Here is a 26,147-nt window from a genome sequence, read left to right as displayed (position 1 = left end):
ATAGAAACGATACAAAAATGTATGAAATGTAAACGAGGTGCTACAAGTTGAAGATTTCCACCAAAGGCCGCTACGGACTCACGATCATGATGGAGCTCGCGACGAAGTTCGGAGAAGGCCCCACCTCACTGAAAAGCATCGCAGAAAAGCATCAGCTTTCCGAGCATTACCTGGAGCAATTGGTTGCTCCGCTGCGTAACGCAGGTCTTGTTAAAAGCATCCGCGGCGCATACGGCGGATATATTTTGTCCAAATCGCCCGAAGACATTTCCTCCGGCGACGTGATTCGGGTGCTTGAAGGTCCGATCAGCCCGGTCGACTTCACCGAGGAAGACGATCCGGCCAAGCGCCAGCTCTGGATTCGGATTCGCGACGGAATTGCGCAGGTGCTTGATTCGACGACGCTGCATGATTTGATTTCTTACAAAGACGAAGGAAATCTGAATGACAGCTACATGTTTTACATTTAGACCGCTTTGAAATCCTCCTAACAGATGTGGTGAAAGCTTTGGAGCTCATTTATTTAGATCACGCCGCCACAACGCCCGTACTTCCCGAAGTCGTGGAAGCAATGCTTCCATATTGGACCGGGGCGTACGGGAACCCCTCAAGCACGCATCAAGCCGGTCGGGAAGCCAGAATGGCGCTTAGCGCCGCCCGGGACCGGATCTCCGCTTTTGTCGGCTGCGCGCCGTCCGAGCTCGTTTTCACAGGGAGCGGAACGGAAAGCGACAATATGGCGTTGTTCGGTGCGGCTGAGGCGTACCGGGAACGCGGCCGGCATATCATAACGACACAGATCGAACATCATGCCGTTCTTCATGCTTGCGAGCGATTGGAACAGCTTGGATACGAAGTGACTTATGTACCTGTGGACCGATTCGGCCAAGTTTCGCCGAACGATGTGGAAGAGGCCATTCGGCCGGATACGATCCTGATCAGCGTCATGTACGGCAACAACGAAGTGGGTACACTCCAGCCGATCGAAGCGATCGGACACCTTGCCAGGGAGCGCGGCATTTGTTTTCATGTCGACGCCGTTCAAGCGTTGGCTCACGTCCCTATCAATCTTCGTGAGCTGCCGGTAGATTTGATGAGTTTTTCCGCGCATAAACTGAACGGTCCCAAAGGGGTCGGCGCGTTATATATAGCCAAGAACATTCGCGTCACACCGCTGCTCTACGGCGGCGCTCAAGAACGGAAACGCCGTCCGGCGACGGAAAATACGGCAGGCATCGCAGGCTTTGCAAAAGCCGTAGAAATTTTTGACCGAAATAGGTATGAAGTGCAACAAAAGATGGAAAAACTACGTCAAGAAATGGTCACCGGATTAGAACGGCGTCTGGCCTTCGGGCAGTTTGTCGTCAACGGTCATCCTACAGAGAAGCTTCCGCATATTTTGAATGTCAGCTTCCCCGGCATTTCTACCGAGACGATGCTGATGAATCTGGATCTTGCGGGAGTGATGGCTTCAAGCGGCTCGGCTTGTACGTCCGGCTCCTTGGAAATCTCTCATGTGCTTAAGGCGATGAAGCTGCCGGATGAGGTGACGCAATCAGCCATCCGATTCAGCTTCGGACCGGGCAACGACTCCGGGCAAATGGCTGCTGCCGCCACGGCCGTTGAAACCATTATCAGCCGCTTACGTACTAAAGGATAGGCAAATTCCGATTTGCCGGCTGGGAGAGAAGCTCGTTGAAAAAAGCGCGCGATGTTATCGGATTGCCGGTCATTTGCGTAGAGACAGGGAAACAAGTGGGCAGCGCCAAAGACCTGTTGCTGAACGAAGGCTGGGAGGTCGAGTCCGTGCTGCTCGAAGCGGGGCATTGGTTTTCCGAAGCCACGTGTATTGAGCGAAAAGACGTGATAGCGATGGGTGACGACGCTGTTACGATTGCCGCAGAACAAGCCGTCCGCCCGCTGAATCCAAGCTCCGCTTGCAGGGCGCTGCTGTTTGGCGAACGCAAGCTGAAGGGTCTCCCGGTCATTACCGTCAACGGGCAGCAGCTCGGGGTGATCGAGGACGTTTATTTGGAAGCGGATGGGGGCATAAAGGTAATAGGTTACGAATTGACCGAAGGTTTCATCTCGGATCTAACGGAAGGGCGCAGATGGCTGCCGATGCCGGATGCGGTCAAGGTCGGCGACGACGCCTTAATTGTTCCCGTTCACGCCAGCGAAGCGCTTCAAGAAATCTTCGGACCAAAAGAAGAATAGGGTGATACCGATGTTACGTTGTCCAAATTGCAATTCCAAGGATATTGGCAAGATCGGCTCCCATCAGTTTTACTGCTGGGGCTGTTTTATCGAACTGACGGTGAACGGGGAAAAAATGTCCGTATTCCAAGTGGAGGAAGACGGCACGCTTAGCTCACTCGACGATTTGTTTTTTGAAGAGGAAATGCCCGAGCTTCATGCCAACTGACGGAATGCTCCAAGATTCGATAGGGGAGTTCCGGCTCGACCATCATCGTATAGTCAAACCGCTTTCCCGGACGCTTTGAACAGGCGTCTCGGGAAGCGGTTTTTTTGTTCGCTGGGTTAAGAGGGCGGACTTGTACATATACTGTAAAAAGGCCAACTTTTCATCAGAAGTCAGATCGAGGTAAAGGGGGGCGCTATGGACCGGTTCCCGAAACAACGGCTGCTCGTCGGCATGATCTACACACTGCTCGGCTTGATTATTTTGTACATGCTGCTGCAGCTCCGTCCGATAATTGCGGGTTTGTATGATTTTTTGAAAAAAATTTTGACGCCGTTCGCGATCGCGCTGATCATTTCTTACGTGCTGAATCCGGTGGTGACGCTGCTCGGCGCCCGCAAAGTGCCGCGTACGATGGCTGTGCTCCTTATTTATGCGGTTTTCATTACTTCGGCGACCGTCGTGCTCATGAACCTCATTCCGATGTTCGTGCGCCAGCTTGCGGAATTGAACGATAAAATGCCGGATGTCGCTTTTAAGGCGCAAAGCGTTGTAAACGGCTTAAACGGACTCAGCTTTCTCCCGGACAGCGTACGGATGGGGATTCAGCAGTCGCTTTCCAAGCTGGAGAACGGAATCTCGCTCGCGATTGCGGAATACATTCACGGTATCGGCAGCACTATCAATACGGTCTTTCTTCTCTTCATTATTCCGTTTGTCGCCTTCTATATCCTGAAAGATTTTCAACTGATCGAAAAATCGACGTTGGCGATCGTGCCGAAAACGCACCGCAAAGAAATCGTGTCCATGCTGATGGATATCGATATGGCGCTAGGCAACTATATCCGCGGCCAGTTTACCGTATGCATGATCGTCGGGCTGCTCGCCTACATTGGGTATTGGCTGATCGGCATGCCTTATGCGCTGCTGTTGGCCAGCGTCGTTGCGGTGTTCAACATTATCCCTTACCTCGGTCCGTTTCTCGGGGCGGCGCCGGCGCTAATCGTGGCGTCCACGATTTCTTGGAAGATGGTGCTGTTTGTCGGACTCATCAACACCGCATGTCAAATCCTCGAAGGAAATGTAATCTCGCCTCAAGTAGTCGGCCGTTCGCTCAATATGCACCCGCTTGTGATCATTTTCGCGCTGCTTGTGGGTGGGGAGATTGCCGGAGTAACGGGGCTCATACTGGCGGTTCCGTTTTTTGCGGTCATGAAAGTGATTCTGCAGCATGTGTTTATGTATTACATTCATCGGAAGACGACGTGAATATTTTTTAGAAAAAAATTTTTTATCGGGCGAAACCAATCGACTGCCTTGTGCGTATATATAAGTTGGCAGCGGCGGGGGAAACGTGTCTTCGATATCCGGCCGTTGACCGGATGCCTGCCTGTTGCACAAGACAAGTACATAATCGCGTTGATTTTCGGAGGAGCCTGTCACCAAGGGCTTCTTTTTGCTTTTTTTAGGGTTGTGCGGAAGAGCGGCGCGGGCTGACGGCACCAATAAATTGCATCGGAGAGAGGGTTTCATTATGGATCAACAAGCTCTTATCGCTATCGGATTGTTTGCGGTAGCCTACGGTTTTATCGTTTCGGAAAAAATTCATCGGACGATCGTTGCCATGATCGGCGGCATTTTGATGGTCGTGCTGGGGATCGTCAACCAGGAAACGGCACTTCATCATATCGATTTCAACACGCTGGGCCTGCTGGTCGGCATGATGATTATTGTCGGCATTACCGCCGAAACGGGATTGTTCAAATATATAGCGGTCTGGTCGGCCAAAAAGGCGGGCGGTCATCCGGTCCGCATCATGGTCGTGCTTTCGCTCGTCACGGCGATCGGCTCGGCGTTTCTCGATAACGTGACGACCGTGCTGCTGATGGTGCCGGTAACCTTCAGCATTACGCGGCAGCTGCGAGTAAATCCGGTTCCTTTTCTGATGTCGCAAATTCTCGCCTGCAATATCGGCGGCACGGCGACACTGATTGGCGATCCGCCGAACATCATGATCGGCAGCGCGGTGAAAGAATTGACTTTTATGGCGTTCATCAACAATTTGGCGCCGATTGCTGCGATCATCCTCGCGATCACCGTACCTTTCTTTGTACTGTTTTACCGCAAACAGATTCAGACGACAGAAGAGCTGCGGCTTGGACTGATGAAAATGAACGAAAAAGCGGAAATCCGCGATCCGGTGTTGTTAAAAAAATGTCTTGTGGTGCTTGGGTTGACCTTGATCGGCTTCTTCGTTCACCAGATGGTCCATTTGGAATCGGCGACTGTGGCGCTCGCCGGCGCATTCCTGCTTCTGCTATTGACCGGTGAGCACTTTCTGGAAGAGGCGTTTCAGCGGGTCGAGTGGACGACGATCTTTTTCTTCGTCGGATTGTTCGTGCTGGTCTCGGGCTTGGTTGAAACCGGCGTGATCGCCGCGTTGGCAAACTACGCGGTCGGGGTAACGGGCGGCGATGTGACGAAATCGGCGGTTCTGATCCTCTGGCTCAGCGGCATCGCCTCGGCGTTTTTGGATAACATCCCGTTCGTGGCGACGATGATTCCGATGATTCAGGAAATGGGCACGATGGGAGTCAGCAACCTGGAGCCGCTTTGGTGGAGTCTTGCGCTCGGGGCTTGTCTCGGGGGGAACGGTTCGCTGATCGGCGCGAGCGCGAATCTGATCGTAGCCGGTATGGCGGCAAAGGAAGGACATCCGATTTCGTTCATGAAATTTTTCGTGATCGCCTTTCCGCTCATGCTGCTTTCGATAGCTGTTGCAAATGTATACGTGTATGTGAGATATTTGATGTAACAGCAGTCGGTTAACCGAAGGAGGCTTCACTTATGCTGTACTATGAATATGACCGGGAGCTTCTGACCATTGAAGAGCAATCGAACGGACAAGATGTCGAGTTCCGGATGAAGCTCCATCGCCCTGATGCCGGTGTGGAGAAGGCAGTTAAGCGGATTCGCGATTATTTCGACGATAACGACGTGATCACGGACGTCTTATTCTATGCCCACGAAGACGCCGAGTATCAATGGATTGTCCGGCACGATTTCTACGAGGATTTCGTGATCAGTCTGTTCAGGCACCGGCTTGTCCAGCGCATGGCTTGGGAGCAGTAGACGTTCTGTTGACAAGTCTGCTGCCCGAAAGCTATAATTTTGATAAATAGTGCTTATTTACAGGCACATCAAAGCGTTGATGAAATTTAAGTACGTCATAGTCCATTAGCCAGAGAGAAGGTTTTGGAGGCGACACGCCAAGCTTGCTTGCAGTCTCGCAGCTCCAGCTGGGAAAACCTTTCTAATGAAGGATGACCGAATGCTCATTTCGGAGCGCGGATTCAAAAAGTCCGCCGGGCGGGCCCGTTATCGTCCGTACAGAGGAGATTGTGAAGGCGCATCCATGCTGCCGCACAATAACCAGGGTGGTACCGCGAGCAAATCGTCCCTGTTTCAGGGGCGTTTTTTTGTATTAAAATGAAGTGTCGGGAGGAAAATGAACCCAATGAAAGCAAGTGAAATTCGCGCAAAATGGTTGAAGTTTTTTGAAAGCAAGGGACATACGATCGAGCCCAGCGCACCGCTCGTGCCGCATAACGATCCGTCGCTGCTGTGGATCAACGCAGGCATGGCGCCGCTGAAGCCGTATTTCGACGGCCGCGTCGTCCCGGAAAATCCACGGATCGCGAACTCGCAGAAGTGCATCCGCACGAACGATATTGAGAACGTCGGCAAAACGCGCCGTCACCATACGTTCTTTGAAATGCTCGGCAATTTCTCCATCGGCGATTATTTCAAGGAGGAAGCGATCACGTGGGCCTGGGAGTTTCTGACGAGCCCTGAGTGGATCGGCTTCGATCCGAACCGCTTGTCCGTCACGGTATATCCCGAGGATACCGAAGCGTTCGAGCTGTGGAATAAAAAGATCGGATTGTCTGAAGAGCGCATCTACAAGCTCCAGGAGAATTTCTGGGACATCGGCGAAGGTCCTTGTGGCCCGTGTACGGAAATTTTCTACGATCGCGGCGACAAGTACGGCGATCTCAGCGATCCCGAATGCTGGCCGGGCGGAGAGAACGAGCGCTTCCTTGAAGTATGGAACCTGGTTTTCTCGCAGTTTAACCATAACAAGGATGGCAGCTATACGCCGCTTCCGAACAAAAACATCGATACCGGTGCCGGTCTGGAGCGCTTCGCTTCTATTCTGCAGGATGTCGATTCGAACTTTGACACCGATCTGTTCCAGCCGATCATTCAGAAAACGGCCCAGCTTGCCGGCGTGACCTACAAGCAAAACGAAGAGTACGACGTGGCGCTGAAAGTGATCGCGGACCACATCCGTACGGTTGCCTTCTCCGTCGGCGACGGCGTGCTTCCGTCCAATGAGGGCCGCGGCTACGTCATCCGCCGTTTGCTCCGCCGCGCGGTGCGGTACGGCAAGGTGCTCGGCATGGACAAGCCGTTCCTGTATACGCTGACGCCGATTGTCGGTGACGTGATGGGCGTCTACTACCCGGAAGTGGTCGAGAAACGCGAATTCATCGAAAAGATCATCCGCATCGAGGAGGAGCGCTTCCACGAGACATTGTCCGACGGCCTTGCGATTTTGGCTGAAATGGTCGACAAAGCCCGCAACGAAGGTAGCACGGTCATCAGCGGCCCGGATGCGTTCAAGCTGTACGACACATATGGTTTCCCGTTCGATCTGACCGAGGATTTCGCCGCCGAGAAAGGCATGACGGTCGACCGCGAAGGCTTCGATCGAGCGATGCAGGAGCAGCGCGACCGTGCCCGCGAGGCCCGCAAAGAGACCGACAGCATGAAAGTGCAGGGCGGTCCGCTGGCCGATTTCACGGTTAAAAGCGAGTTTGTTGGATATACTGATTTGGTAACTGCTGCTAAAGTGATTGCGGTCGTGCATGAGAACCAGTTCGTTGATTTGGTCGGAACGGGCGAGACGTGCCAAGTGATTTTGGACCAAACCCCATTCTATGCCGAAAGCGGCGGTCAGGTCAGCGACCACGGATATATTACCGCAGGCGATACGGTGCTCAAGGTTGAAGACGTGGGCAAAGCGCCGCACGGACAGCATGTGCATACCGTTGTCGTGGAAGCGGGCGTGCTGCGCAAGGGCGACACCGTTCAGGCAACGGTCACGCAGGATGTGCGCGAAGATATCATTAAAAATCATACGGCTACCCACCTGCTGCACAAAGCGCTCAAGGAAGTGCTCGGCGAGCACGTGAACCAAGCCGGATCGCTGGTTGCGCCTGAGCGCCTGCGCTTCGACTTCTCGCACTTCGGCAGTATTTCCGCAGAAGAGCTGCAGGATATCGAGCAGCGGGTTAACGAGCAAATTTGGAAGAGCATCGAAGTCGATATTTCGCTCAAGCCGATTGCCGAAGCTAAGACTATGGGCGCGATGGCGCTGTTCGGCGAAAAATACGGCGATATCGTCCGCGTCGTGCAAGTCGGCGGTTACAGCTTGGAGCTGTGCGGAGGCTGCCATGTGCGGAACACGAGCCAGATCGGCTTGTTCAAAATCGTCAGCGAGTCGGGAATCGGCTCCGGTGTGCGCCGGATCGAAGCGACGACGGGACGAAACGCCTACCAATATTTGGACGGACAGCTTCAACTGCTGCGCGATGCCGCAAGCCTGCTGAAATCGAACATCGGCGACGTGCCGAAACGGATCGACGGCTTGTTTGCACAACTGAAGGAAGTATCGCGCGAGAACGAATCGCTCAAAGCGAAGCTCAGCGGCATTGAAGCAGGCTCGCTCACCGATCAGGCGAAAACGGTGGACGGCGTAACGGTGCTTGCCGCTCAGGTGAGCGCAGGAGACATGGAGTCGCTCCGCAATATTGTCGACCAGATGAAAACGAAGCTTGGCTCGGCCGTGATCGTGCTCGGAGCCGCTGCGGAGGACAAGGTCAATCTGGTTGCGGCCGTGACGCCGGATCTGGTGTCAAAGGGCTACCACGCGGGCAAGCTGATCAAGGAAGTCGCTTCCCGCTGCGGCGGCAGCGGCGGCGGCCGTCCGGATATGGCGCAGGCCGGCGGCAAGGACGCTTCCAAGCTGCAGGAAGCGCTGCAAAGCGTGGAGCAGCTCGTCGCGGCAAAATAATAATTTTGCCGTAAACAGGAATTTTTAGGATCGTGGCGAATAAGTCAGTATTGATCAAATGCAGGGGGGTGCCTCTAAATGAGTTCGATGGATAAAACGATGAAGTTCAATGTAAAAGCGGAAGAGATCGAGACCTCGCCCAAAGAAGTCATTCTAGCGGTGTACGATGCGCTGCAGGAGAAGGGGTACAATCCGATCAACCAAATTGTAGGCTATTTGCTCTCGGGCGACCCGGCTTACATTCCGCGTCACAACAATGCGCGCAGCATCATCCGCAAGCGGGAGCGGGACGAATTGATCGAGGAACTGGTTCGTTCCTACTTGCAGCAATATAAATCTTAAAAGAAAGCCGCCAGACTGGAGAACCTAATGCGCTTGATGGGACTGGATTACGGGGACAAGACGATCGGCGTCGCCGTCAGCGACGAGCTCGGTTGGACCGCGCAGGGGCTTGAAGTGATCCGGAGAACGACCGAGGAGCGCGATATGGCCCGCCTTCGGGAGCTTATCGCGCAATACGGCGTCACGGAGATCGTCGTAGGCCTGCCGAAAAACATGAACAACACGATCGGTCCGCGTGGAGAAATTTGTATCGCATTTTCAGAGCAAGTGCATGAAACCCTACAATTGCCGGTGCATTTGTGGGATGAAAGGCTGACAACCGCCTCCGCCCAGCGCACGCTGCTGGAGGCGGACGTCAGCCGCAAGAAACGAAAGCTGGTCATCGACAAGATGGCGGCTGCGCTCATTTTGCAAGGATATATGGATGCACAATCCAACTCGAAGAGGTGAAGAACGGTGACAGATAAAGATCAAAATACCAATCAGGAACAGCTGCAAGAAGAGCCCGAAATTATTTACATTCCCGACGAAGAAGGCAACGAAGAAGAATTCGAAGTCATCATGAAATTCGAAGTGGACGGCTCGGATAAAAAGTATATGATGGTTGTTCCTGTCGATGCCGACGAGGAATCCGACGAAGTGTACGCGTTCCGCTATGAAGAGGACGGCGACGACCTGCAGCTGTACACGATTGAGGACGAAGAAGAATGGAATATCGTGGAGGAAACGTTCAACACGCTGATGGACGAATACGACGACGAGGAAGAAGAATCGTCCAAGTAAGATGGCGCCCGGCCTCCCGTATGGGAGGCTTGCCGTTTGCATAAGGAGGCTGGAACGTTGAACCCGAATATGGAAGCGACGCCGACCCGTCAGTTGCGGGAAACGTTCGGAGATGATATTATTTTGTATGACGAAGAGCAGGAATCCGTCGTCTATCGTATCGTCTCCGAATTGATCCTGGGTGATCAAGGGTACGCGATGCTGGAAAAAGCAAAGGCGGGCAAGGAAGACGAACCGGAAATTTACCGTGTGACACGGAAAGATGACGGGGAGCTTGAGCTTGAAACGATCGAAGACGACGATGAATGGGAAAACGTCTCCGAGCTTTTCGACGAGTTGACTTTTCCGGCTGACGAACAGTTGTAATGTACAACTTTTTTCTTAAGGAAGCCTGAGCGGAGATGATCCGCTCTTTTTCGTTTGTTTGCGGAGATGTAGAAGGAGCGGCGCCGTGAAACGGGTATGGATTTGGGGAATCATAGGAATTGTTGCAATGGTGGCCGGAGCCGGGACAGGGTTTGGGTGGTATGTCACCCGCTCGCTTCAGCCGATGCCGGCTTCGGAGACGGAGCAGCGCATCTCGCTGCCGCCGGGCGCCGGAACGGGACAGCTCGCGGCTGAGCTGGAGAGCAAAGGCATTATTCGCAGCGCCCGCGTTTTTACGTGGTACTTGAAATACAAGCAGGAAGGCGGCCGCTTCCAAGCAGGCGAGTACGCCATGAAGCCTGGAATGTCGCCGGACGAGATCATCGAGCACCTGAACCAGGGAGATACGGTTAAGGAAGCGGGCATTCGCCTAACGGTGCCTGAGGGCTATACCGTGCGTCAGATCGCGGAAAAGCTGCAGCAGCAGGAAGGCGTTGACTTGCAGCAGTTCATGAATCTTGTACAAGGCTACAAGGGGGCAGAAGGCTCCGCAGCGGCGCAGATTCCGGCCGACGCGTCCTTGCGGTCCCGTCTCGAAGGGTATTTGTTCCCGGAAACGTACGAATGGAAAAAGGGGACGAGTCCGCAAGAGATGATCGAGACGATGACGCAAGAGCTCGACAAGAAGCTTGGGCAGCTGCCGCAGGATTGGAAGCAGACATTGGCCCAACGCGGCTTGACCGTGCATCAGATGCTGACGCTGGCCTCGCTCATCGAGCGCGAGGTTGTTGTCGAGGACGAGCGCGCGCTCGTTAGCGGCGTCATTCATAACCGCTTAAAGCAGGGCATGCCGCTGCAAATCGATGCGACCGTGCAGTATTTGTTCGACAAGCCGAAGGACCGGCTGTTCGAGAAAGATCTGCAGATTCAAAGTCCTTATAATACGTATTTGAATAAAGGGCTGCCGCCCGGACCGATTGCAAGTCCGAGCCTCGCCTCGATCAAAGCGGCGATTTATCCGGCAGATACCAAATATTTGTTTTATGTCACGAAAAAGGACGGAAGCAAGGCGCATTTGTTTGCGGAGACGTTCGAGCAGCATAAGAAGAATATCGCGGAGAGCGCCAAAAGCGCCAAGCCGTAGCTTTACAATGTGAGGAGAAGGTGAGCAGGCGATGAAAAAACCGGAACTATTGATTTCGGCCGGATCATCCGCAGAAGCGAAGCGGTATATCGAGGCAGGGGCGGACGCTGTCCTCGTAGGCGAGCATCGGTTCGGCTTGCGGCTGCCAGGGGAAGTAACGGCGGAGGAGCTGGCATCGCTCGTTACATGGGCGCATGAACACGGAGCGAAAGTGTACGCAGCCGTCAACAATATTATGGACAACGACTTGCTGCCTGAGCTGGAAAAGTATGTAGGCCGGCTGCAGCAAGCGGGTATCGACGGCATCGTTTTCGGCGATCCGGCCGTGCTGATGGCGGTTCGCGGCTTCGCATCCGGCATGCGTTTGCATTGGAACGCGGAGATGACCTCCACCAACTATGCGACGGCTAGCTATTGGGCAAGTAAAGGGGCGGCCCGCATGGTGCTGGCCCGCGAGCTGAACCTGGAGGAGACGCTGGAAATCGCGCGTCAGCTTGATGGCTCGATGGAAGTGGAAGTGCAAGTTCATGGCATTACGAATATATATCACTCGAAGCGGAGCCTGTTGACCAATTATAAAGAGCATCAAGGGCGTCCTCAAGAGCTTGAAAAGCTGGAGCTCGATAAAGAGGAAGGCTTGTTCCTGATCGAGCAGGAGCGGCCGAACGAGCGATATCCGATCTACGAGGATGCGAACGGCACGCACATTATGAGCTCGGACGACATCTGTATGCTGGATAGCCTGCATGAGCTGATGGAAGGCGGTATCGACAGCTTCAAGCTGGAGGCGCTGCTGAAATCGCCGGAGTACAATGAAGTGGTTGTGCGTGGTTACCGGCAAGTGATAGACGCGTATACGGCGAATCCGGACGGCTACGAGTTTCAAGAGGAGTGGCTGGATGCGATCCGCGCGCTGCAGGACGAACGGCGCGAGCTGACGTACGGATTCTTTTTCAAAGAGCAGGTTTATTAATATTATTCGAAGATATAAGCGAGGTGGAATATCATGACATTGTTGAAGCAAGAGCTCCTTGGCAAGCGAGTGCGGTTCGAGAAACCTGAGCTGCTCGCGCCGGCCGGAAGCTTGGAAAAGCTGAAATTCGCCGTTCATTACGGGGCGGATGCGGTCTATATCGGCGGGCAGCAATACGGGCTCAGGTCGAACGCAGATAACTTCACCTTCGAGGAAATGCGGGAAGGGGTCGAGTTTGCAGAGAAATATGGCGCAAAAGTATTCGTCGCAACGAATATTTATGCCCACAATGAAGATTTGTCAGGCCTGGAAGATTATCTTCGCGGCATTCAGGATGCTGGCGTGCATGCGATCATCGTGGCGGACCCGATTATTATCGAGACGTGCAAACGCGCGGCTCCGAAGCTGGAAATTCACCTGAGCACCCAGCAGTCCACGATGAACCGGCAGGCCGTGCAGTTCTGGAAAGAAGAAGGCATCGACCGGGTCGTGCTTGCCCGTGAGGCAACCATGGAAGAAATCGTCGAGATCAAGACGCACGTCGATATGGAGATCGAAGTGTTCGTCCATGGGGCGATGTGCAGCTCCTATTCGGGACGCTGCGTGCTGTCGAATCATTTCACGGACCGCGACTCGAACCGCGGCGGCTGTTCGCAGTCCTGCCGCTGGAAATACGATCTGTTTACTACCGAGGAAGAGCTGAGCGGACCGCAGATCGGTATCAAGGAAATTCCGTTGTTCCAAACGGGCGACAATCCGTTCTCGATGAGCTCGAAGGATCTGTGCATGATCGAGTACGTTCCCGAGCTGATTCGCGCCGGCGTCGACAGCTTCAAAATCGAAGGCCGCATGAAGAGCGTTCATTACGTCGCCACGGTCGTCAATGCGTACCGTCAAGCGATCGATGCGTATTTTGCCGATCCGGAGCATTACGAGATGAAGCCGGAGTGGCTGTACGAGATTCAGAAGGCGGCTAACCGTCCGCTCAATACCGGGTTTTTCTACGACCGCCCGGGGCACGAGGACCACATCTTCGAGCCTGAGGACAAAGCGGCTCCGTATGATTTTGTCGGCGTTGTGATGGCGTATGACGAAGCGACGGAGACCGCGCTGATCCAGCAGCGGAACCATTTTAAGCCGGGGCAGGAAGTGGAGTTCTTCGGTCCGAAGGGCACGTTCTTCAAGCAGACGGTGGGTGAGCTGCACGATGAAGAGGGCAAATCGCTCGACGCTGCGCGTCATCCGCTGCAGCTCATCCGGATGAAGGTGGAGCAACCGGTCCGTCCGTTTGATATGATGCGCAAAAAAATGAGAAATTCGTAAATGGCCGCGGCTGTAACCGCCGCTTGACGACGCTCCGTCCCTTAGGGACGGAGCTTTTTTGCGCTTTCAGACGGATAATCCCGGCGAGAGTCGGTCCAATGGCCCAAGTATGCGCCTTCGGTCATGCAATCGTATTTTTTGTTAAAATATCTATAACATTTTACCTACTTGGTCCCGATATAGATAAAGATACTCTTTTTTTATTAATTAAAAATTTATATATTTCGTAAGGCGATTATGAATTGAGGCGGTGGAACTACTATTTTTTTGATCGCAATCCAATGAACTAAAGGGATTTTGACAGTTCATGTCGAATACCAACATTAACCGGTTAAATACTTGCATACTTTTAAAACTAATACATATCTAGGTGGTGTTTCCTGTGAAGGATCAATGGTCTTCACTTAAAGCCAGCCTGCAAAAAGCCGGCAAATCGTTGAAAAAAGGGCTCCCTAATTCATCCGACCCGAATCGTTCCGAAGGTTCGAGTGCTTCTAAAGTAGTGGGTTCACTGAAGGAAGTAGGTCTTTTGAACTTGTTGAGGTCGGTAGGGGGCAAGCTGTTCCTTATCTTTTTTATCAGCATCTTGTTTTTCGTGTTGACCGTAGGTCTGACTTCTTATAACATCTCCAAGGGAGTAATCCAGAAAAAGGTGGCCGACGCGTCGGAAGGAACCATTATGCAAGCCGGGCAGAAGCTCGATCTGCTCTACGCCACCTACGAAGACTTGTCGATGCAAATTTTGCTGGACGAAGATTTGAAAAAGCTGCTTGCGGATATGGATACCGTGAATAAAAATAGCTACGATTTTCTCCAGCTCCGGCAGAAGCTTGGCGACAAGCTGAACGTTTATTCGTACTCGAACAAAACGCTCAAGTCGATCTATTTGTTTAAAGCAAGCGGAGAGCCGGTAGCTTCGGCCGGTTCAGCGATGAGTAAGGAAAGCCTGGCACAGGAAGATTGGTTCAAGAAGATCGTTGAAGGCAACGGTAAAGCGACTTGGTTGGAATCCAGAGCGAAGGGCTACTCGGATTCGCTTGGCAATGCCGGCACGGCTTCGTTCGGTTTGGGCCGCGTGCTGAAGAACACGACGACCAATGCCGTGCAGTCCGTGCTTCTGTTGGAGATTAACTTGGAAGCGGTTGGTAAGGAGCTCAGTCAAATCTCGATGGGCGAAGGCGGAAAAACGGTCATCGTCACACCTGACATGAACTACATCTATAACCAGGACGTTGCGGTGCTTGGCAAACCGAGCGATCTGGGGGTAACGAAGGAAGCCTTTGCAGAAGACAAAGGAAACCTGCAAAACAGCAGCCGCGACATGCAGCTCGTTTATTTCAAGTCGGCCAAAACGAATTGGCTTTTGATCGGCGCGATGCCAGTGGCGGAGCTTGTGAAGGATGCGGGAGTCATCTTCGGGATGACTTGGCTGATGGCTTTTGTGGCGATGATTATCGCCATTGTCATCGGATACTTCATCGTACGAATGATCGGACGCCCGGTCGTTCAGCTCCGCAACTTGATGAAAGAAGGGGAGCAAGGCAACCTGAAGGTGCGGATGACCGTTACGAGCCAAGACGAGATCGGACAGCTTGGTCAAAGCTTCAACCAGATGATGGAAAAAATTACGACGCTGGTACAGCAGACGAATCATTCCGCTCAAGAGGTACTGCAAACGGCGGGGAGCTTGTCGGACGCTTCGAAGAAAACGGCTACGTCGGCTAAAGAAATCGCCGTCGCTACTGAAGAAATCGCCAGCGGCGCATCCAGCCTGGCTATGAAATCCGAGCGCGGCAACGAGCTGACTCACAATATCGGCATGCAGATGAAAAGCGTGGTCGACGCCAACATCGTTATGGGCTCCGCGGCTTCGGAAGTTCAAGCGTCGAGTAAGCAAGGGATCGAGTATATGTCCGAGCTGATCGGCAAAACGAACGCAACCGAAGCGATGACCCGCTCGATGGTGGAGAAGGTCGATAACCTGAAGGAAAGCACCCGCTCCATCCGCAAAATTTTGGACGTGCTCAGCAACATGACGAAGCAAACGAACATCTTGTCGTTGAACGCTACGATTGAAGCGGCCCGGGCCGGTGCGGCGGGGAAAGGCTTCATGGTCGTTGCGGACGAAATCCGCAAGCTGGCCGACCAATCCAGACAATCGATCGCGATCGTCGGCCAAATTACCGAAACGATTCAGAAGGAAATTGACGAGACGGTTAACGTGCTCTCGCAGGCTTACCCGATTTTCCAGGAACAAATCGAATCCGTGAAAGAAGCCGATTCGATCTTTAAGCAAGTCGATTCGCAGATGGGCGAATTCATTGAACGGTTGTCCGAAGTAACGGAGTCGATCAGCGAGCTTGAAGCGTCGCAGATGGTGCTGAGCGATGCGATGTCGAACGTCAGCGCTGTGGCCGAAGAATCGTCCGCGACTTCGCAAGAGGTGGCATCTCTGAGCTCGGAGCAAATGAGCATTAGCTCCGGTCTTGTGAAGCTGTCCGACAGTCTCGAAGACCTGTCAAACTCGTTGAAGGAACAGTTGTCGAAATTCCAAGTTTAATGCAGGTCTGCAAAGCGTCTTCTCCAGTGGGGAAGGCGCTTTTTGTTTTGGCGTGCCCAGAGGCACGCATGATCTAGTTGGTGAAAGTCCAACCGAAGGAGGGGCCAAGCCACCTTCGTAGCTAGGATGCTTGCGCATGGCGAAATCCGTGCGTAAAAGCGCATCGACAAAAGTACCTGACAGAGGCAGGGCGAGCAACATACCAGACCGTAACATCAAGTGAATCCTGCCGCATCGTCAAAAAGGCCCCGCAAGGGGGAAAAGAGGAAGCCGAGTCTCGCTAAACTGGACGAAGGCCATGGAAGCTGTGAAGAACTTGGAACGACAGCGAAGAATCCTCCGGTGTAAGGGGATCGGTATGGCATGAAAGATCATGCAGTGAACTGGGGAGACCCTCCCCTGCACGAGTTTTTTTTTTTGAATCCGTAAAGAGACATTCTATAAGCCCAGAAGGTGAAGTGAGCTGTCTGCAGGAAGGGAGTCCGAGGGGTTCATAGTACCGAGGAGCGCAGGACAACACAACCTGCGGGAGGGAAGGAGCCCTGCTTTGTTCATGTTTCTTAAGGAGGTACGAATTAGTGAATGCCAAACGGCTAACGACACCAAAAGAAAACGTTCAACAACTCCAAGAGAAGCTAGGTCATGCGGCCAAGGAAAACAAAAAGCGTAGATTTCATGCCCTGTATGACAAGGTGTACCGCAGAGATATTCTGTGGGAAGCGTGGCGTCGAGTTCGCGCCAATAAAGGAGCCGCGGGTGTCGACGGTCAAACCCTCGCGGAGATCGAGAAGCGAGGGGAGTTTGTATTCATCGAGGAATGCCATCGGTTGTTGAAGGATGGTGAATACCACCCAGCACCGGTAAGAAGACATTACATTCCGAAGAAGGATGGCAAACAAAGACCGCTCGGCATCCCAACGGTACGAGACCGCGTCATACAAATGGCAACGAAGCTCGTCATTGAACCGGTCTTTGAAATGGATTTTCAGGAAGCCTCGTTTGGCTTCCGTCCGAAACGCAGCGCCAAGGGAGCGCTCGAACGCATTCGAAAAGCCTGTAACCGCAAAGGGAATTGGGTGGTCGACGTCGACATCCAAGGCTACTTCGACAGCATTAACCAAGAGAAGCTCATGAAGCTGGTCGCGATGCGGATCAGCGACAGACGAGTCTTAAAGCTGATTCGAAAGTGGCTAAGCGCAGGTGTAATGGAAGAAGGAAGCGTTCGACGTGCCGACTTAGGCACTCCGCAAGGCGGAGTCATCTCGCCACTCTTGGCGAACATCTATTTGAACTACTTCGATGTATTGTGGGAACGCCACGGTCAAGGAGTTGGAGAACTGACGCGCTACGCAGACGACTTTGTGGTCGTCTGCAAGACGAAGAAGGATGCAGATCGTGCCTACGCCCTCATTCAAACGATTATGGAGCGACTGGAACTGACCCTACATCCGACCAAAACGCGAATCGTCGGGCTGTGGACGGGCGAGGAAGGTTTCGACTTCCTCGGCATGCATCACCGGAAGACGAAAGCGGAAACGTCACAAGGACGAGTCTATTACACGACCCAACAGTGGCTGACCCGGAAAGCGGAGGAACGAATTCGAGGCGTGGTGAAAGAACGACTATCTCCGCCATGCATGCGATCCAAATCAATGGAAGAGCAGGTCGCGTGGCTAAATCCGAAGATTCAAGGCTGGCGGAACTATTACTACACCGTCTAAAGCCAAGAGAAGCTAGCCAAGCTGGATTGGTACATCCTTCAGCGGTTCACAAGATGGTACGCAAAGAAAAGACAACGAAAAAGATGGATGAGTTCATTTCAAGAAGTAAAGTACATGACGAAACTCCATGGATTAAAGACGCTTTTGTAATCTGCATGCCCATGAATGACGAACATCGGAAAGCCGTATGAGGGAAAACCTCATGTACGGTTTGATGAGGAGGGGCTGAAATTATTCAGCCCTTTACTCTAGCCGTTTGCAGAGGGCGGTTCCTGACCATACTTGTATCATCATACAAGGTGCTGGCAGGTGCTCGGGATGGACAACGGAACAAAGCTGCAAAAGAACCGGATTTTTATCGTATTGCTGCTGGTCATCGGGATTTTGGTTGCTTGGAATTTACGGTTGTTCTGGATTCAAGTGGCGGCCTCCCGCAGCTTGACGGAACGAAAGATCGACTTGGTGGAAAATTCGGTCATTCAGCGGGCTCAAGGTCTTGTACTCGATAGCGGGCGGGGCGATTTTACGGACCGAAACGGCGTTCCTTTGACGGGAACGGCACAGAAGGTGTTGATTGTTTTCCCTATCCATGAGGAAGAGTCCGCAGATACGTCTACTGTAATGGACCGGGTGGCAAGCATCGTGAACGTTCCGCTTTCCTCTTGGCAGTCCTTTTTCCGCCAGTTGAAAGGTCCGGCGGTTTGGTCCATGTCCGGCCGTCCGGTCCCTTTGACCGACGCCCAGGCGGCCAAGATCGAGGCTTTGGGTCTGAAATCCGTCCGGGCGATGACCTTCAAGCAGCGCTACGCCGAGTGGCAGCCGGCAAGCCAGGTGCTCGGCTTCATCGGGCAAAATCCGGAGCGGATTACGCGACAGTTCACCGACCAATTCCATAAGGGGGAGCTGCAGCTCACGAGCAAAATCGGCAATGCCGGGCTGGAAAAAACGTTTGAGCCTTGGCTGCAGGGCATTGGGCCGTCTTCCGTCTCGCTTTTTACCGACGGCTGGAAGCGTCCGCTGCCCGGACTTGATACGCGGCAAATCGCTCCAAGCAATCCGTATTACCCGCTTAAAGTCGTCACGACCCTCGACTCCGGGATACAACAGCAAGTCGAACGGACCTTGGAACGCTTGCACGTGAGGGAAGGGGCCGTCGTCGTATTAGATATTCAAAACGGGGATACGATCGCGATGGCCAGCACGCCTGCATTCCAGCCGGAGCATGTCGATCTGGCCCAAGGAAGCTGGAGCAACAAGGCGTTAAAAGCGGTCGCCCCCGGATCGATTTTTAAAACCGTAACTGCTGCGGCTGCCTTGGAAGAGAAGGTAGTCAAAGCGGACGAAACGTTCGAGTGTACAGGCGCACTTGGGAAATACGGCTTTACCTGCTGGAAGAAGGAAGGACACGGCACGCTGACATTGGAAGAAGGCTTTGCCCAGTCGTGCAACATCGTGTTTGCGAAGGTGGCGCAGCGGCTCGGGGGGGACAAGCTGGAGGCCTACGCGCGCAGGCTTGGGCTGGAGATGCCCGTTGGCTGGAGCGGAGACGTACTGACCCGGAAAGGTTTTCGGCAATGGGATGCCGAGGAGCAGGGACAAATCTATGCCACTGCTTCGGACAAGTCGGACGAAGGGGCGCTGGTACAGACGGCCATCGGACAGCGGGACGTGTTAATGACGCCGCTGCAAGCGGCTAACTTGGTCGTGACGCTGTATAATCAAGGGAAGGTTGCATCGCCGCGAATCGTGCGGGAAATCCGGTTCCAGAACGATCGGTTATACCAGTCGTTCCCGCCTCATGAGCTTGAGCAGGCTGCTAAACCTATCAAGCCGGCGACGGCGAAGCGGCTGCTGGGTTGGATGGCCGAGACGGTGGAGCACGGCACCGGGAAGACGCTGCGATCGGCGAAATGGAGCCTGGCCGGAAAATCGGGGACGGCGCAGGTTAGGTTAAAAAACGGACGGCGCGGTGAGAATCATTGGTTTATCGGCTACGGTCCTGCGGAACAGCCCCGCTATGCCGCTGCGGTGGTCGTCCAGAACGTCCCGGAAGGGAGCAGCCATAAGGCGATCCCGCTTTTTAAGGAAGTGATGAATATTTTGGCTGATAACTCTAAAAAGTAGTGGAACGATAAGGGGATTATGAGGGAGGCTGCGTTTTCGCGCGATATACGGCGAAGACTCAGCCTTTTTCCATTGAGGTTAATGATAGGTAGAGGAGTGCAGAGACGGAATCAAAATCGAGAAACAGGTGCCTTTGCCTACTTCGCTCGTTACGTCAATCCGGCCGTGAATGTTTTGAATGGCCCGATAGGTGACCATCATGCCAAGACCGGTCCCTTTGCCGCGGGTGGAATAGAACGGCGTGCCGAGCCGTCCGACTTCATCCTGCGTCATACCGATCCCTTGATCGATAATGTCGATGCACACCGTCTGATTTTGCAGCACGCCGACGATTTGCAGCTTTCCTCCGCCGGGCATCGCTTCAATGCCGTTTTTGCACAAATGCATGATGCACTGCGAGAACTTATCCGGATTGGCACTGATCATCAGCTTGTCCTGCAGATGCATTTCCACCGATACGCCCCGAAGGTCGGCGTACGACTGCAGTGTTTGGACCGTCTGTAAAATAAGCGGCTTGGCGTCTACCAGCTCGATCTCTTCCAGCTGGGGCTTGGCGAAGGATAAGTAATCGTTAATGATCGCCTGCGCTTTATCGACCTCTTCCAATACCATCTGGCTGTAAATTTGCCGCTTGTCTTCCGCCAAGTCGTTTTGACGCATCATTTGCACGAACCCGCGGGCGACGGTCATCGGATTGCGGATTTCGTGGGCGAAGGAGGCTGCCAGCTCGCTCAGCATATTCATTTTATCGTTATGCTGCAACTGCTTGCGCATATCGATATTTCGCTTGATCTGCCTGATGATATAGACGACAAGTCCGGCGGTAAATGAATGGATAAGGCTGAATGAAGCAAAAAACAGGAAGAAGTATCCTGTAACTGGAATGTGCTCCTGCCACAGCGTGAACAAGGCGACAAAAGCCGTAATCAATGACAAAACGAATCCCAGTGCGGCTGCTGTCGCCGTATTGAGCAGCCGGGCCGCATCGGCGATCCGGCGTTTGCAGTACCACAGCAGGATGAGATTGAAGCCGAGTGAAATCGGCAGCGTATGAAGTCCGAGCCGTTCCGACTTCCAGTGGTAAGCCATAATAATGGCGGCTACGCCTAGCGCCGGCAAAGGTCCGGCATAGAAAAAGCACAAGGCGAGCGGAATCAAGCGGAAATCGAACAAATATCCGGGGGAGAGCTCGAACGGATGCATCATGCTGACCAAAGAGGCAACCGTGCAGATGACGGTAACGATGATCTGGTTCGTACGCACGTTCACATGCTGCAGTCGGTCTATCCAAAACAGGTGATACAGCATGACCGGCGTAATCACGATAAGCATGTTTAACAGCAATTGGTGGAGCAAATTCAATGTCATCACCTTTGGGCAGCGTGTTTTGAGAAGCCTCTCCGGCCCTTTTCTGGCAAGGATTTAATATAATTTGCGATAGTAATCACATGTCTCTTTCAGTCCGTCGCGAAGAGAATAACGCGGCTGCCAGTTAAGCAGCTGTGCAGCAGCTGTGTTATCCAATCGGCTATGTACGATGTCGCCAGCTCGCGGTGCCCTATATTCCGGTGCAAATGTTGCCTCGCACAGCTCGCTCATAAGCTGTAAAAGCTCTTTAACCGAGGTTTGCTCATTACAGCTTACATTGAACAATCCCCGGCTGCCTTTTTCCAAAGCGGCCATATTCGCAGAGACGATGTCTTTAACGTAGATGAAGTCTCGGGTCTGTTCACCGTCACCGAAAATGATCGGCTGCTCGCCCCGCAGAAGCTTGTCCACAAAAATGGATACGACGCCGCCTTCGCCTTTTGGATCCTGCCGGATGCCATAGACATTTGCATAACGCAGAATGGTGTAATCCAAACCATACAGATAAGAGAACGCTTCAATGTAATGCTCCGGTGTATGCTTTGAGATACCGTAAAAGGATAGCGGCCGCAGCGGATGGCGTTCGTCTACGCCCAAATATTCCGGAGTTCCGTAAACCGCAGCCGACGAAGCATAAATTATTTTACGAACGCCATGATTACGGCACTGTTCAAGCAGGGCAATCGTTCCCAATATGTTGACTTTTGCGTCGAACATCGGATTTTGAATGGAGGTCTGCACATCGATTTGTGCAGCATGATGAATGACGATCTCTGGTTTCGTTTCGGCAAAAATTTCGGCAATCTGTTCGTCCAAAATATCTACTTCGTAGTAAGACGCTTGTTCATTCAGATGCTCCCGGTTTCCGGTAGACAAATTATCGATCACGCAAACACGATGGCCTGCTTCTATCAATGCATCTACAATGTGAGATGCAATAAATCCTGCACCGCCAGTTACTAAAATATTCATGTAAAGACCTCCATTAATTTAATTTCGTTCATTTGATGTGCCGCAGTAAGCTAAGGAAAGTATTCTGCTGGTTAAATGATCCAATGAACGTCGTTGACCCACACATGGCCGCCTTCGGACGTCAGCCAAATATCATAATCATCGTGATGTTGTAAGCGTCCATGAACGCCTTCGCGGTTTGTATTCGATGTTCGGCCGAAATGGTTCAATTCGCCGCTGAGCGCGATGTATCCACGTCGGATCAGGAAAAACCGGGGTGTGGTTCAAAATAGCTATCTTACCATTATATCGGACCGTTTGTAAAAATAAAATATGCATAATGGATGGAATTAGCGTCGGAAAAATCCTTATTTTTGTGTAAATCCGAATTACCTTCCTGCATGGGCGCGGCCCGGCTTCTTTTCTATAATGAGGGCATCGACATACTTCACTTCCTGGGAGGAAAAAGAAATGAGCCGTCCAACCCCTGTTTTGTTGACCGATGAGCAAATGAGAACGTTTATAACCGAAGGGTTCCTGATCTTGCAAACGGATTTCCCCGAGTCATTTCACCTTGCACTGACGGATCAGTTGAATCATGTGTACGAGCATGAAGGGAACCCTGGGAACAATCTGCTGCCGCGCATTCGCGAACTGCACAAAGTATTCGATCACCCGGTCGTTACGGGAGCGTTAACCAGCGTGCTCGGGCCGAATTATATGCTGCACGCGCACCGCCACGGACATTATAACGCTTCTCCCGTGGCCGGAGGCTGGCATAAAGACAGCTATTGGGGCTACAACAGAATGCGCAATCATCATCCATGGTGGGCGATGATTATGTATTTTCCTCAAGATACGCCTGTTGAGCTCGGACCGACGGGCATCATGCCCGGCACGCAAAATTACGAGAGCCGGACCTTCGAAGCGGACAATCCGGAGGGTGAGGCGGTAGCGAGCGGAAAAGCGGGGACTTTTGCGCTGATTCATTATGATATCTGGCATCGGTCGACCCCGAACCTTCTCGGACGGCACAGGTATATGCTCAAGTTCGAGTTCATGCGGACGGAAGCGCCGCAAGCGCCGAGCTGGGATTGCCGGGAAACCGAATGGAAACGGCCGGCCTCGTTCAGTACGCCGATTGTGGAGCATGAAGCGATGTGGAAAGAAACGTGGAATTGGTTATCCGGTCGGCTGGGGAGCTTGACGGGCGCTATCGTTTCGGGAGGAGCGGAGGCAGTTCAAGCGACGGCGGCCAAGCAGGAAGATTCGTACGAGCCAAATGCTTTGAATGCCGCATACGAGCTTGCTGGTAAAGGGCCCGAAGGGGTAGAAGCGTTGATGCGCGGTCTGCTTCACGATCATGTGAAGGTTTCCCGCACGGCGGCTTACGGCCTGGCGGTTGCCGGGGCCGAAGCGGTCGCGCCGCTCGAACAAGCGCTGGGCAGCGAACGGGATGAGATAGTCGTCCATGCGGCCTACGCGCTCGGCGAATTGAGGCACTTGGCGGCGCAAACTGTACCGTCGCTGGTCAAGCTGCTCGATCATCCGTCCGCACCGGTCCGGCAGACGGTCACCGAGACGCTCGGGATGATCGGCACGCCTGCGGACCGCGTTGTCTCCGCCTTGATCCGCTGTCTTCAGGATGAGGATGCTCAGGTCCGCTTCATGGCCGGCTTGGCGTTATGCCGCGTCGGGGCGGCCGGGGAGGCTGCAGTGCCGCAGCTTGAAAAAGCGCTGGATGACGACAATCGTTACGTTCGGGCACATGCAGCCGAAGCGCTGCATTACATCGGCACCGACGCGGCAAAGGACGTGCTGATCCGTTTCCTGCTCAATTCCCGCTGGTGTCCGACAACAACGTCGCAGAGCACCTTTTATCCTTAATGGTTTTATTCGATACAATCTCGTTCAACCTCGTCCCGCAAATGCGGGATGGGGTTTTTCGGGTTTATGGACTGGCCGGACGGGTAAAGAAGCTTACGATCCGAATGAATTTTGTGCATGTTTCGAGTGGAACGAGTGTTCGTAGTACTAGCGGAAGTTAGTACTTCTTTTTCCTCTCGGACGCGATATACTTGAGGTATCAACACTCACACAAGATTTTACGCAAACAAGGGGTGCATTCCGATGAGCCGAAAATGGTTGGAGAAAGAAACCCCGATTTGGGTGGAGCGGGGCATCGTTACCCGCGAGCAAGCAGATCAGCTTCTAAGTATGTACGAAACGAAAAATCATGCCGTCGGCCTGCTGCCGATTCTCGGAAGCATTTTGGTTGGATTGGGCATTCTCAGTTTTATAGCTGCGAACTGGCAGGATATCCCGCAGCTTGTCCGCCTTGCCATGATCGTGCTACTGATGATCGGCTTTTACGCTGGAGGCGAGCTGGCGCTGCGGCGCGGCCACGATAAGCTGGGCATCGCGCTGGTCAGCCTCGGGGTCGTCAGCTTCGGAGGAGGCATTGTGCTAATCGGCCAAATGTTTCATTTGGTCTCGTACAATGCGGGAACGTTTATTTTGTGGGCGTGCGCGGGAATGGCCGCGACCTTTATATACCGCAGCCGCTACTTGTATTTGCTAAGTCTGCTTCTATTCGATATCGCCCAATGGTACGGCGCAGCGGAGTTCGGTTCCTTCAGCTATACCACGTTCGCGCTTCTGGTTGTCGGTCTCGGGTTTTACGGCTGGAAATGGCGTCATCCGCTGCTGATCTGGTGCTTCAGCTTCAGCGTAACGGTGCAGGCGCTGATGTGGGCGATCGCCTCGGACGTGCCGTTCCTCTGGATGTTTATTCCGGCCATGGCGCTTTACGTCCTCGGCGACTGGCTGAAGGACGAACGTCACGGGGGCTACGCGCTGCAGACGGCTCCGCTTGCCGCTGCCTTTATTTTCGCCATCGTCATGGTGATGGCTGGAAATGGAAGAGGGCTTGCGGATGACAGCAGGCTGCTCGCCGAACCGCTCTATTACTTCGGGGCGCTCATCCTTCTCTTTGCCGTCTCGCTAATCGGCAAGCTGCGAAACGGCCGGGCGTCCAGCGCCTTCGAATGGATTTTGCTCGCACCGTTCGTTTACCTGCCTTCCGGCGTCGACGTCCTGTATCTGCTTGCGCTGTTCTTCTTCTCGCTGTACGTGCTATGGCGCGGCTATGCCGAGGAATGGCGGTTCAAGATCAACTTCGGGACGATTCTGTTCATCTGCAGTACGATGGTGGCTTACGGCAAGCTGACATGGGACTTTATGGACAAATCACTGTTTTTCATTCTCGGAGGCTGTATTCTCATCGGCTTGAGTTGGTTCCTGAACCGGCGGAAGAAACGGTTTTTCGACGATACGAAGGAGGGGAACGGACATGTCTGACAAAGCTGTTACCGGTGGCAGCCGTCGTTCTCTGCTTAAGGTCGGAATAGTCGTGCTACAGGCGCTTGTACTGATTGGAATCGCTCTATCTGTCTATGCGGTCGGCTGGTTCGGAAAGGATATCCGCGTCCGAACGGTGCCGGTGGACCCGCGCAGTTTGCTGTACGGCGATTACGTTACCCTCGGCTATGACATCAGCCGTCTGGACCCGTCGCTGTGGAAGGACACAGCAAGGAAGCCGGAGAAAGGCCAACCCGTCTACGTGGTTCTGAAGCCGGGAGCGGACGGTATTGCCCAGCCGGTGGGTGCATATGGCTCGAAACCCATGGCGCAGGAAGGCGAGGTCGTGATGAAAGGCCGGATTGACAATAGTTGGCGGGAAGAGATTCTCGTCAAATACGGTGTGGAAAAATACTTCGTGCCCGAGGGGACCGGCAAAACACTTGAGGATAAGGCCAGCCGGCTAATCGTCCACATGAAAGTGGCCCCGTGGGGCCAGGCAAAAATCGAAGGGCTCGAAGAGCGGTCGTAACACTGCATTGATGATAAAATATGAAAAAACTCGGCTTCC

General features: G+C 53.3%; 23 protein-coding genes. 21 read left to right on the top strand and 2 right to left on the bottom strand.

Annotated features, from left to right (window positions below):
• Window positions 1-47: 47 nt before the first annotated feature.
• The 18 genes from cymR (at window position 48) to PEL01S_RS22695 (ending at window position 19,897) form a co-directional block, all read left to right on the top strand.
• Window positions 48-470 carry a cysteine metabolism transcriptional regulator CymR gene (gene cymR, locus PEL01S_RS22780; RefSeq protein WP_063183795.1) on the top strand — a complete coding sequence of 141 codons (423 nt, stop codon included), beginning with the start codon at window positions 48-50 and terminating at the stop codon, window positions 468-470.
• Window positions 471-508: 38 nt separating this feature from the next.
• The gene (locus PEL01S_RS22775) at window positions 509-1,660 is read left to right on the top strand and encodes a cysteine desulfurase family protein (protein WP_127461934.1); all 1,152 of its coding nucleotides are present in this window, start codon (window positions 509-511) and stop codon (window positions 1,658-1,660) included.
• 35 nt (window positions 1,661-1,695) lie between these two features.
• Window positions 1,696-2,217 (top strand): PRC-barrel domain-containing protein, encoded by a 522-nt coding sequence (locus tag PEL01S_RS22770; protein WP_010497083.1) that lies wholly within the window; start codon window positions 1,696-1,698, stop codon window positions 2,215-2,217.
• Between the two features lie 10 nt (window positions 2,218-2,227).
• Window positions 2,228-2,425 carry a YrzR-like zinc ribbon domain gene (locus PEL01S_RS22765; protein WP_010497085.1) on the top strand — a complete coding sequence of 66 codons (198 nt, stop codon included), beginning with the start codon at window positions 2,228-2,230 and terminating at the stop codon, window positions 2,423-2,425.
• Between the two features lie 195 nt (window positions 2,426-2,620).
• Entirely contained in the window at window positions 2,621-3,691 is a 1,071-nt protein-coding gene (locus PEL01S_RS22760; RefSeq protein WP_063183792.1) for an AI-2E family transporter, read from the top strand.
• Window positions 3,692-3,956: 265 nt separating this feature from the next.
• A complete protein-coding gene (locus PEL01S_RS22755; protein WP_063183791.1) occupies window positions 3,957-5,237 on the top strand; it encodes an ArsB/NhaD family transporter in 1,281 nt (426 codons plus the stop codon).
• Window positions 5,238-5,269: 32 nt separating this feature from the next.
• Entirely contained in the window at window positions 5,270-5,554 is a 285-nt protein-coding gene (locus PEL01S_RS22750; RefSeq protein ID WP_010497092.1) for a hypothetical protein, read from the top strand.
• Between the two features lie 385 nt (window positions 5,555-5,939).
• On the top strand, window positions 5,940-8,561 hold the full coding sequence (alaS, locus tag PEL01S_RS22745) for an alanine--tRNA ligase (protein ID WP_127461933.1): 2,622 nt from the start codon (window positions 5,940-5,942) through the stop codon (window positions 8,559-8,561).
• A 78-nt stretch (window positions 8,562-8,639) separates the two neighbouring features.
• Complete coding sequence (locus tag PEL01S_RS22740; protein WP_010497096.1) at window positions 8,640-8,903, top strand: IreB family regulatory phosphoprotein; 264 nt, start codon at window positions 8,640-8,642, stop codon at window positions 8,901-8,903.
• Window positions 8,904-8,930: 27 nt separating this feature from the next.
• On the top strand, window positions 8,931-9,353 hold the full coding sequence (ruvX, locus tag PEL01S_RS22735) for a Holliday junction resolvase RuvX (RefSeq protein ID WP_063183787.1): 423 nt from the start codon (window positions 8,931-8,933) through the stop codon (window positions 9,351-9,353).
• 6 nt (window positions 9,354-9,359) lie between these two features.
• Window positions 9,360-9,686 (top strand): DUF1292 domain-containing protein, encoded by a 327-nt coding sequence (locus tag PEL01S_RS22730; protein ID WP_010497099.1) that lies wholly within the window; start codon window positions 9,360-9,362, stop codon window positions 9,684-9,686.
• Window positions 9,687-9,755: 69 nt separating this feature from the next.
• Window positions 9,756-10,052 (top strand): DUF1292 domain-containing protein, encoded by a 297-nt coding sequence (locus PEL01S_RS22725; RefSeq protein ID WP_371860723.1) that lies wholly within the window; start codon window positions 9,756-9,758, stop codon window positions 10,050-10,052.
• An 85-nt stretch (window positions 10,053-10,137) separates the two neighbouring features.
• Entirely contained in the window at window positions 10,138-11,196 is a 1,059-nt protein-coding gene (mltG, locus tag PEL01S_RS22720) for an endolytic transglycosylase MltG (protein WP_127461931.1), read from the top strand.
• Window positions 11,197-11,227: 31 nt separating this feature from the next.
• Window positions 11,228-12,169 (top strand): peptidase U32 family protein, encoded by a 942-nt coding sequence (locus PEL01S_RS22715; protein ID WP_063183783.1) that lies wholly within the window; start codon window positions 11,228-11,230, stop codon window positions 12,167-12,169.
• A 33-nt stretch (window positions 12,170-12,202) separates the two neighbouring features.
• On the top strand, window positions 12,203-13,492 hold the full coding sequence (locus PEL01S_RS22710; protein ID WP_063183782.1) for a peptidase U32 family protein: 1,290 nt from the start codon (window positions 12,203-12,205) through the stop codon (window positions 13,490-13,492).
• 382 nt (window positions 13,493-13,874) lie between these two features.
• Entirely contained in the window at window positions 13,875-16,052 is a 2,178-nt protein-coding gene (locus tag PEL01S_RS22705; RefSeq protein ID WP_127461930.1) for a methyl-accepting chemotaxis protein, read from the top strand.
• Window positions 16,053-16,630: 578 nt separating this feature from the next.
• Window positions 16,631-17,773 carry a group II intron reverse transcriptase/maturase gene (gene ltrA / locus PEL01S_RS22700; RefSeq protein ID WP_164824312.1) on the top strand — a complete coding sequence of 381 codons (1,143 nt, stop codon included), beginning with the start codon at window positions 16,631-16,633 and terminating at the stop codon, window positions 17,771-17,773.
• 318 nt (window positions 17,774-18,091) lie between these two features.
• Window positions 18,092-19,897, top strand: coding sequence for a peptidoglycan D,D-transpeptidase FtsI family protein (locus PEL01S_RS22695; protein WP_127461929.1), 1,806 nt, complete (start codon window positions 18,092-18,094; stop codon window positions 19,895-19,897).
• Window positions 19,898-19,975: 78 nt separating this feature from the next.
• On the opposite strand, the gene PEL01S_RS22690 is transcribed toward PEL01S_RS22695, so the two are convergent.
• Together PEL01S_RS22690 and PEL01S_RS22685 are read right to left on the bottom strand one after the other, a co-directional pair.
• Window positions 19,976-21,253 (bottom strand): ATP-binding protein, encoded by a 1,278-nt coding sequence (locus PEL01S_RS22690; RefSeq protein ID WP_239551340.1) that lies wholly within the window; start codon window positions 21,251-21,253, stop codon window positions 19,976-19,978.
• A gap of 66 nt (window positions 21,254-21,319) precedes the next feature.
• Window positions 21,320-22,237, bottom strand: coding sequence for an NAD-dependent epimerase/dehydratase family protein (locus PEL01S_RS22685; RefSeq protein WP_127461927.1), 918 nt, complete (start codon window positions 22,235-22,237; stop codon window positions 21,320-21,322).
• A gap of 450 nt (window positions 22,238-22,687) precedes the next feature.
• Here PEL01S_RS22685 and PEL01S_RS22680 point away from each other — a divergent pair, with 450 nt between their 5' ends.
• The 3 genes from PEL01S_RS22680 (at window position 22,688) to PEL01S_RS22670 (ending at window position 26,108) form a co-directional block, all read left to right on the top strand.
• Window positions 22,688-24,103 carry a HEAT repeat domain-containing protein gene (locus tag PEL01S_RS22680; RefSeq protein WP_063183777.1) on the top strand — a complete coding sequence of 472 codons (1,416 nt, stop codon included), beginning with the start codon at window positions 22,688-22,690 and terminating at the stop codon, window positions 24,101-24,103.
• A 243-nt stretch (window positions 24,104-24,346) separates the two neighbouring features.
• Window positions 24,347-25,576, top strand: a complete 1,230-nt coding sequence (locus PEL01S_RS22675) for a DUF2157 domain-containing protein (protein ID WP_127461926.1) — start codon at window positions 24,347-24,349, stop codon at window positions 25,574-25,576.
• Window positions 25,569-26,108, top strand: a complete 540-nt coding sequence (locus PEL01S_RS22670) for a GDYXXLXY domain-containing protein (RefSeq protein WP_063183775.1) — start codon at window positions 25,569-25,571, stop codon at window positions 26,106-26,108. Before PEL01S_RS22675 ends, PEL01S_RS22670 begins: the two co-directional genes overlap by 8 nt.
• The last annotated feature ends 39 nt before the right edge of the window (window positions 26,109-26,147 follow it).

Source organism: Paenibacillus elgii NBRC 100335, from assembly GCF_004000865.1.
In the GTDB taxonomy this organism is placed as follows: domain Bacteria; phylum Bacillota; class Bacilli; order Paenibacillales; family NBRC-103111; genus Paenibacillus_G; species Paenibacillus_G elgii.
The sequence above is the reverse complement of the archived record's forward strand: the minus strand, read 5'-3'. Positions and strand labels throughout refer to the sequence as shown.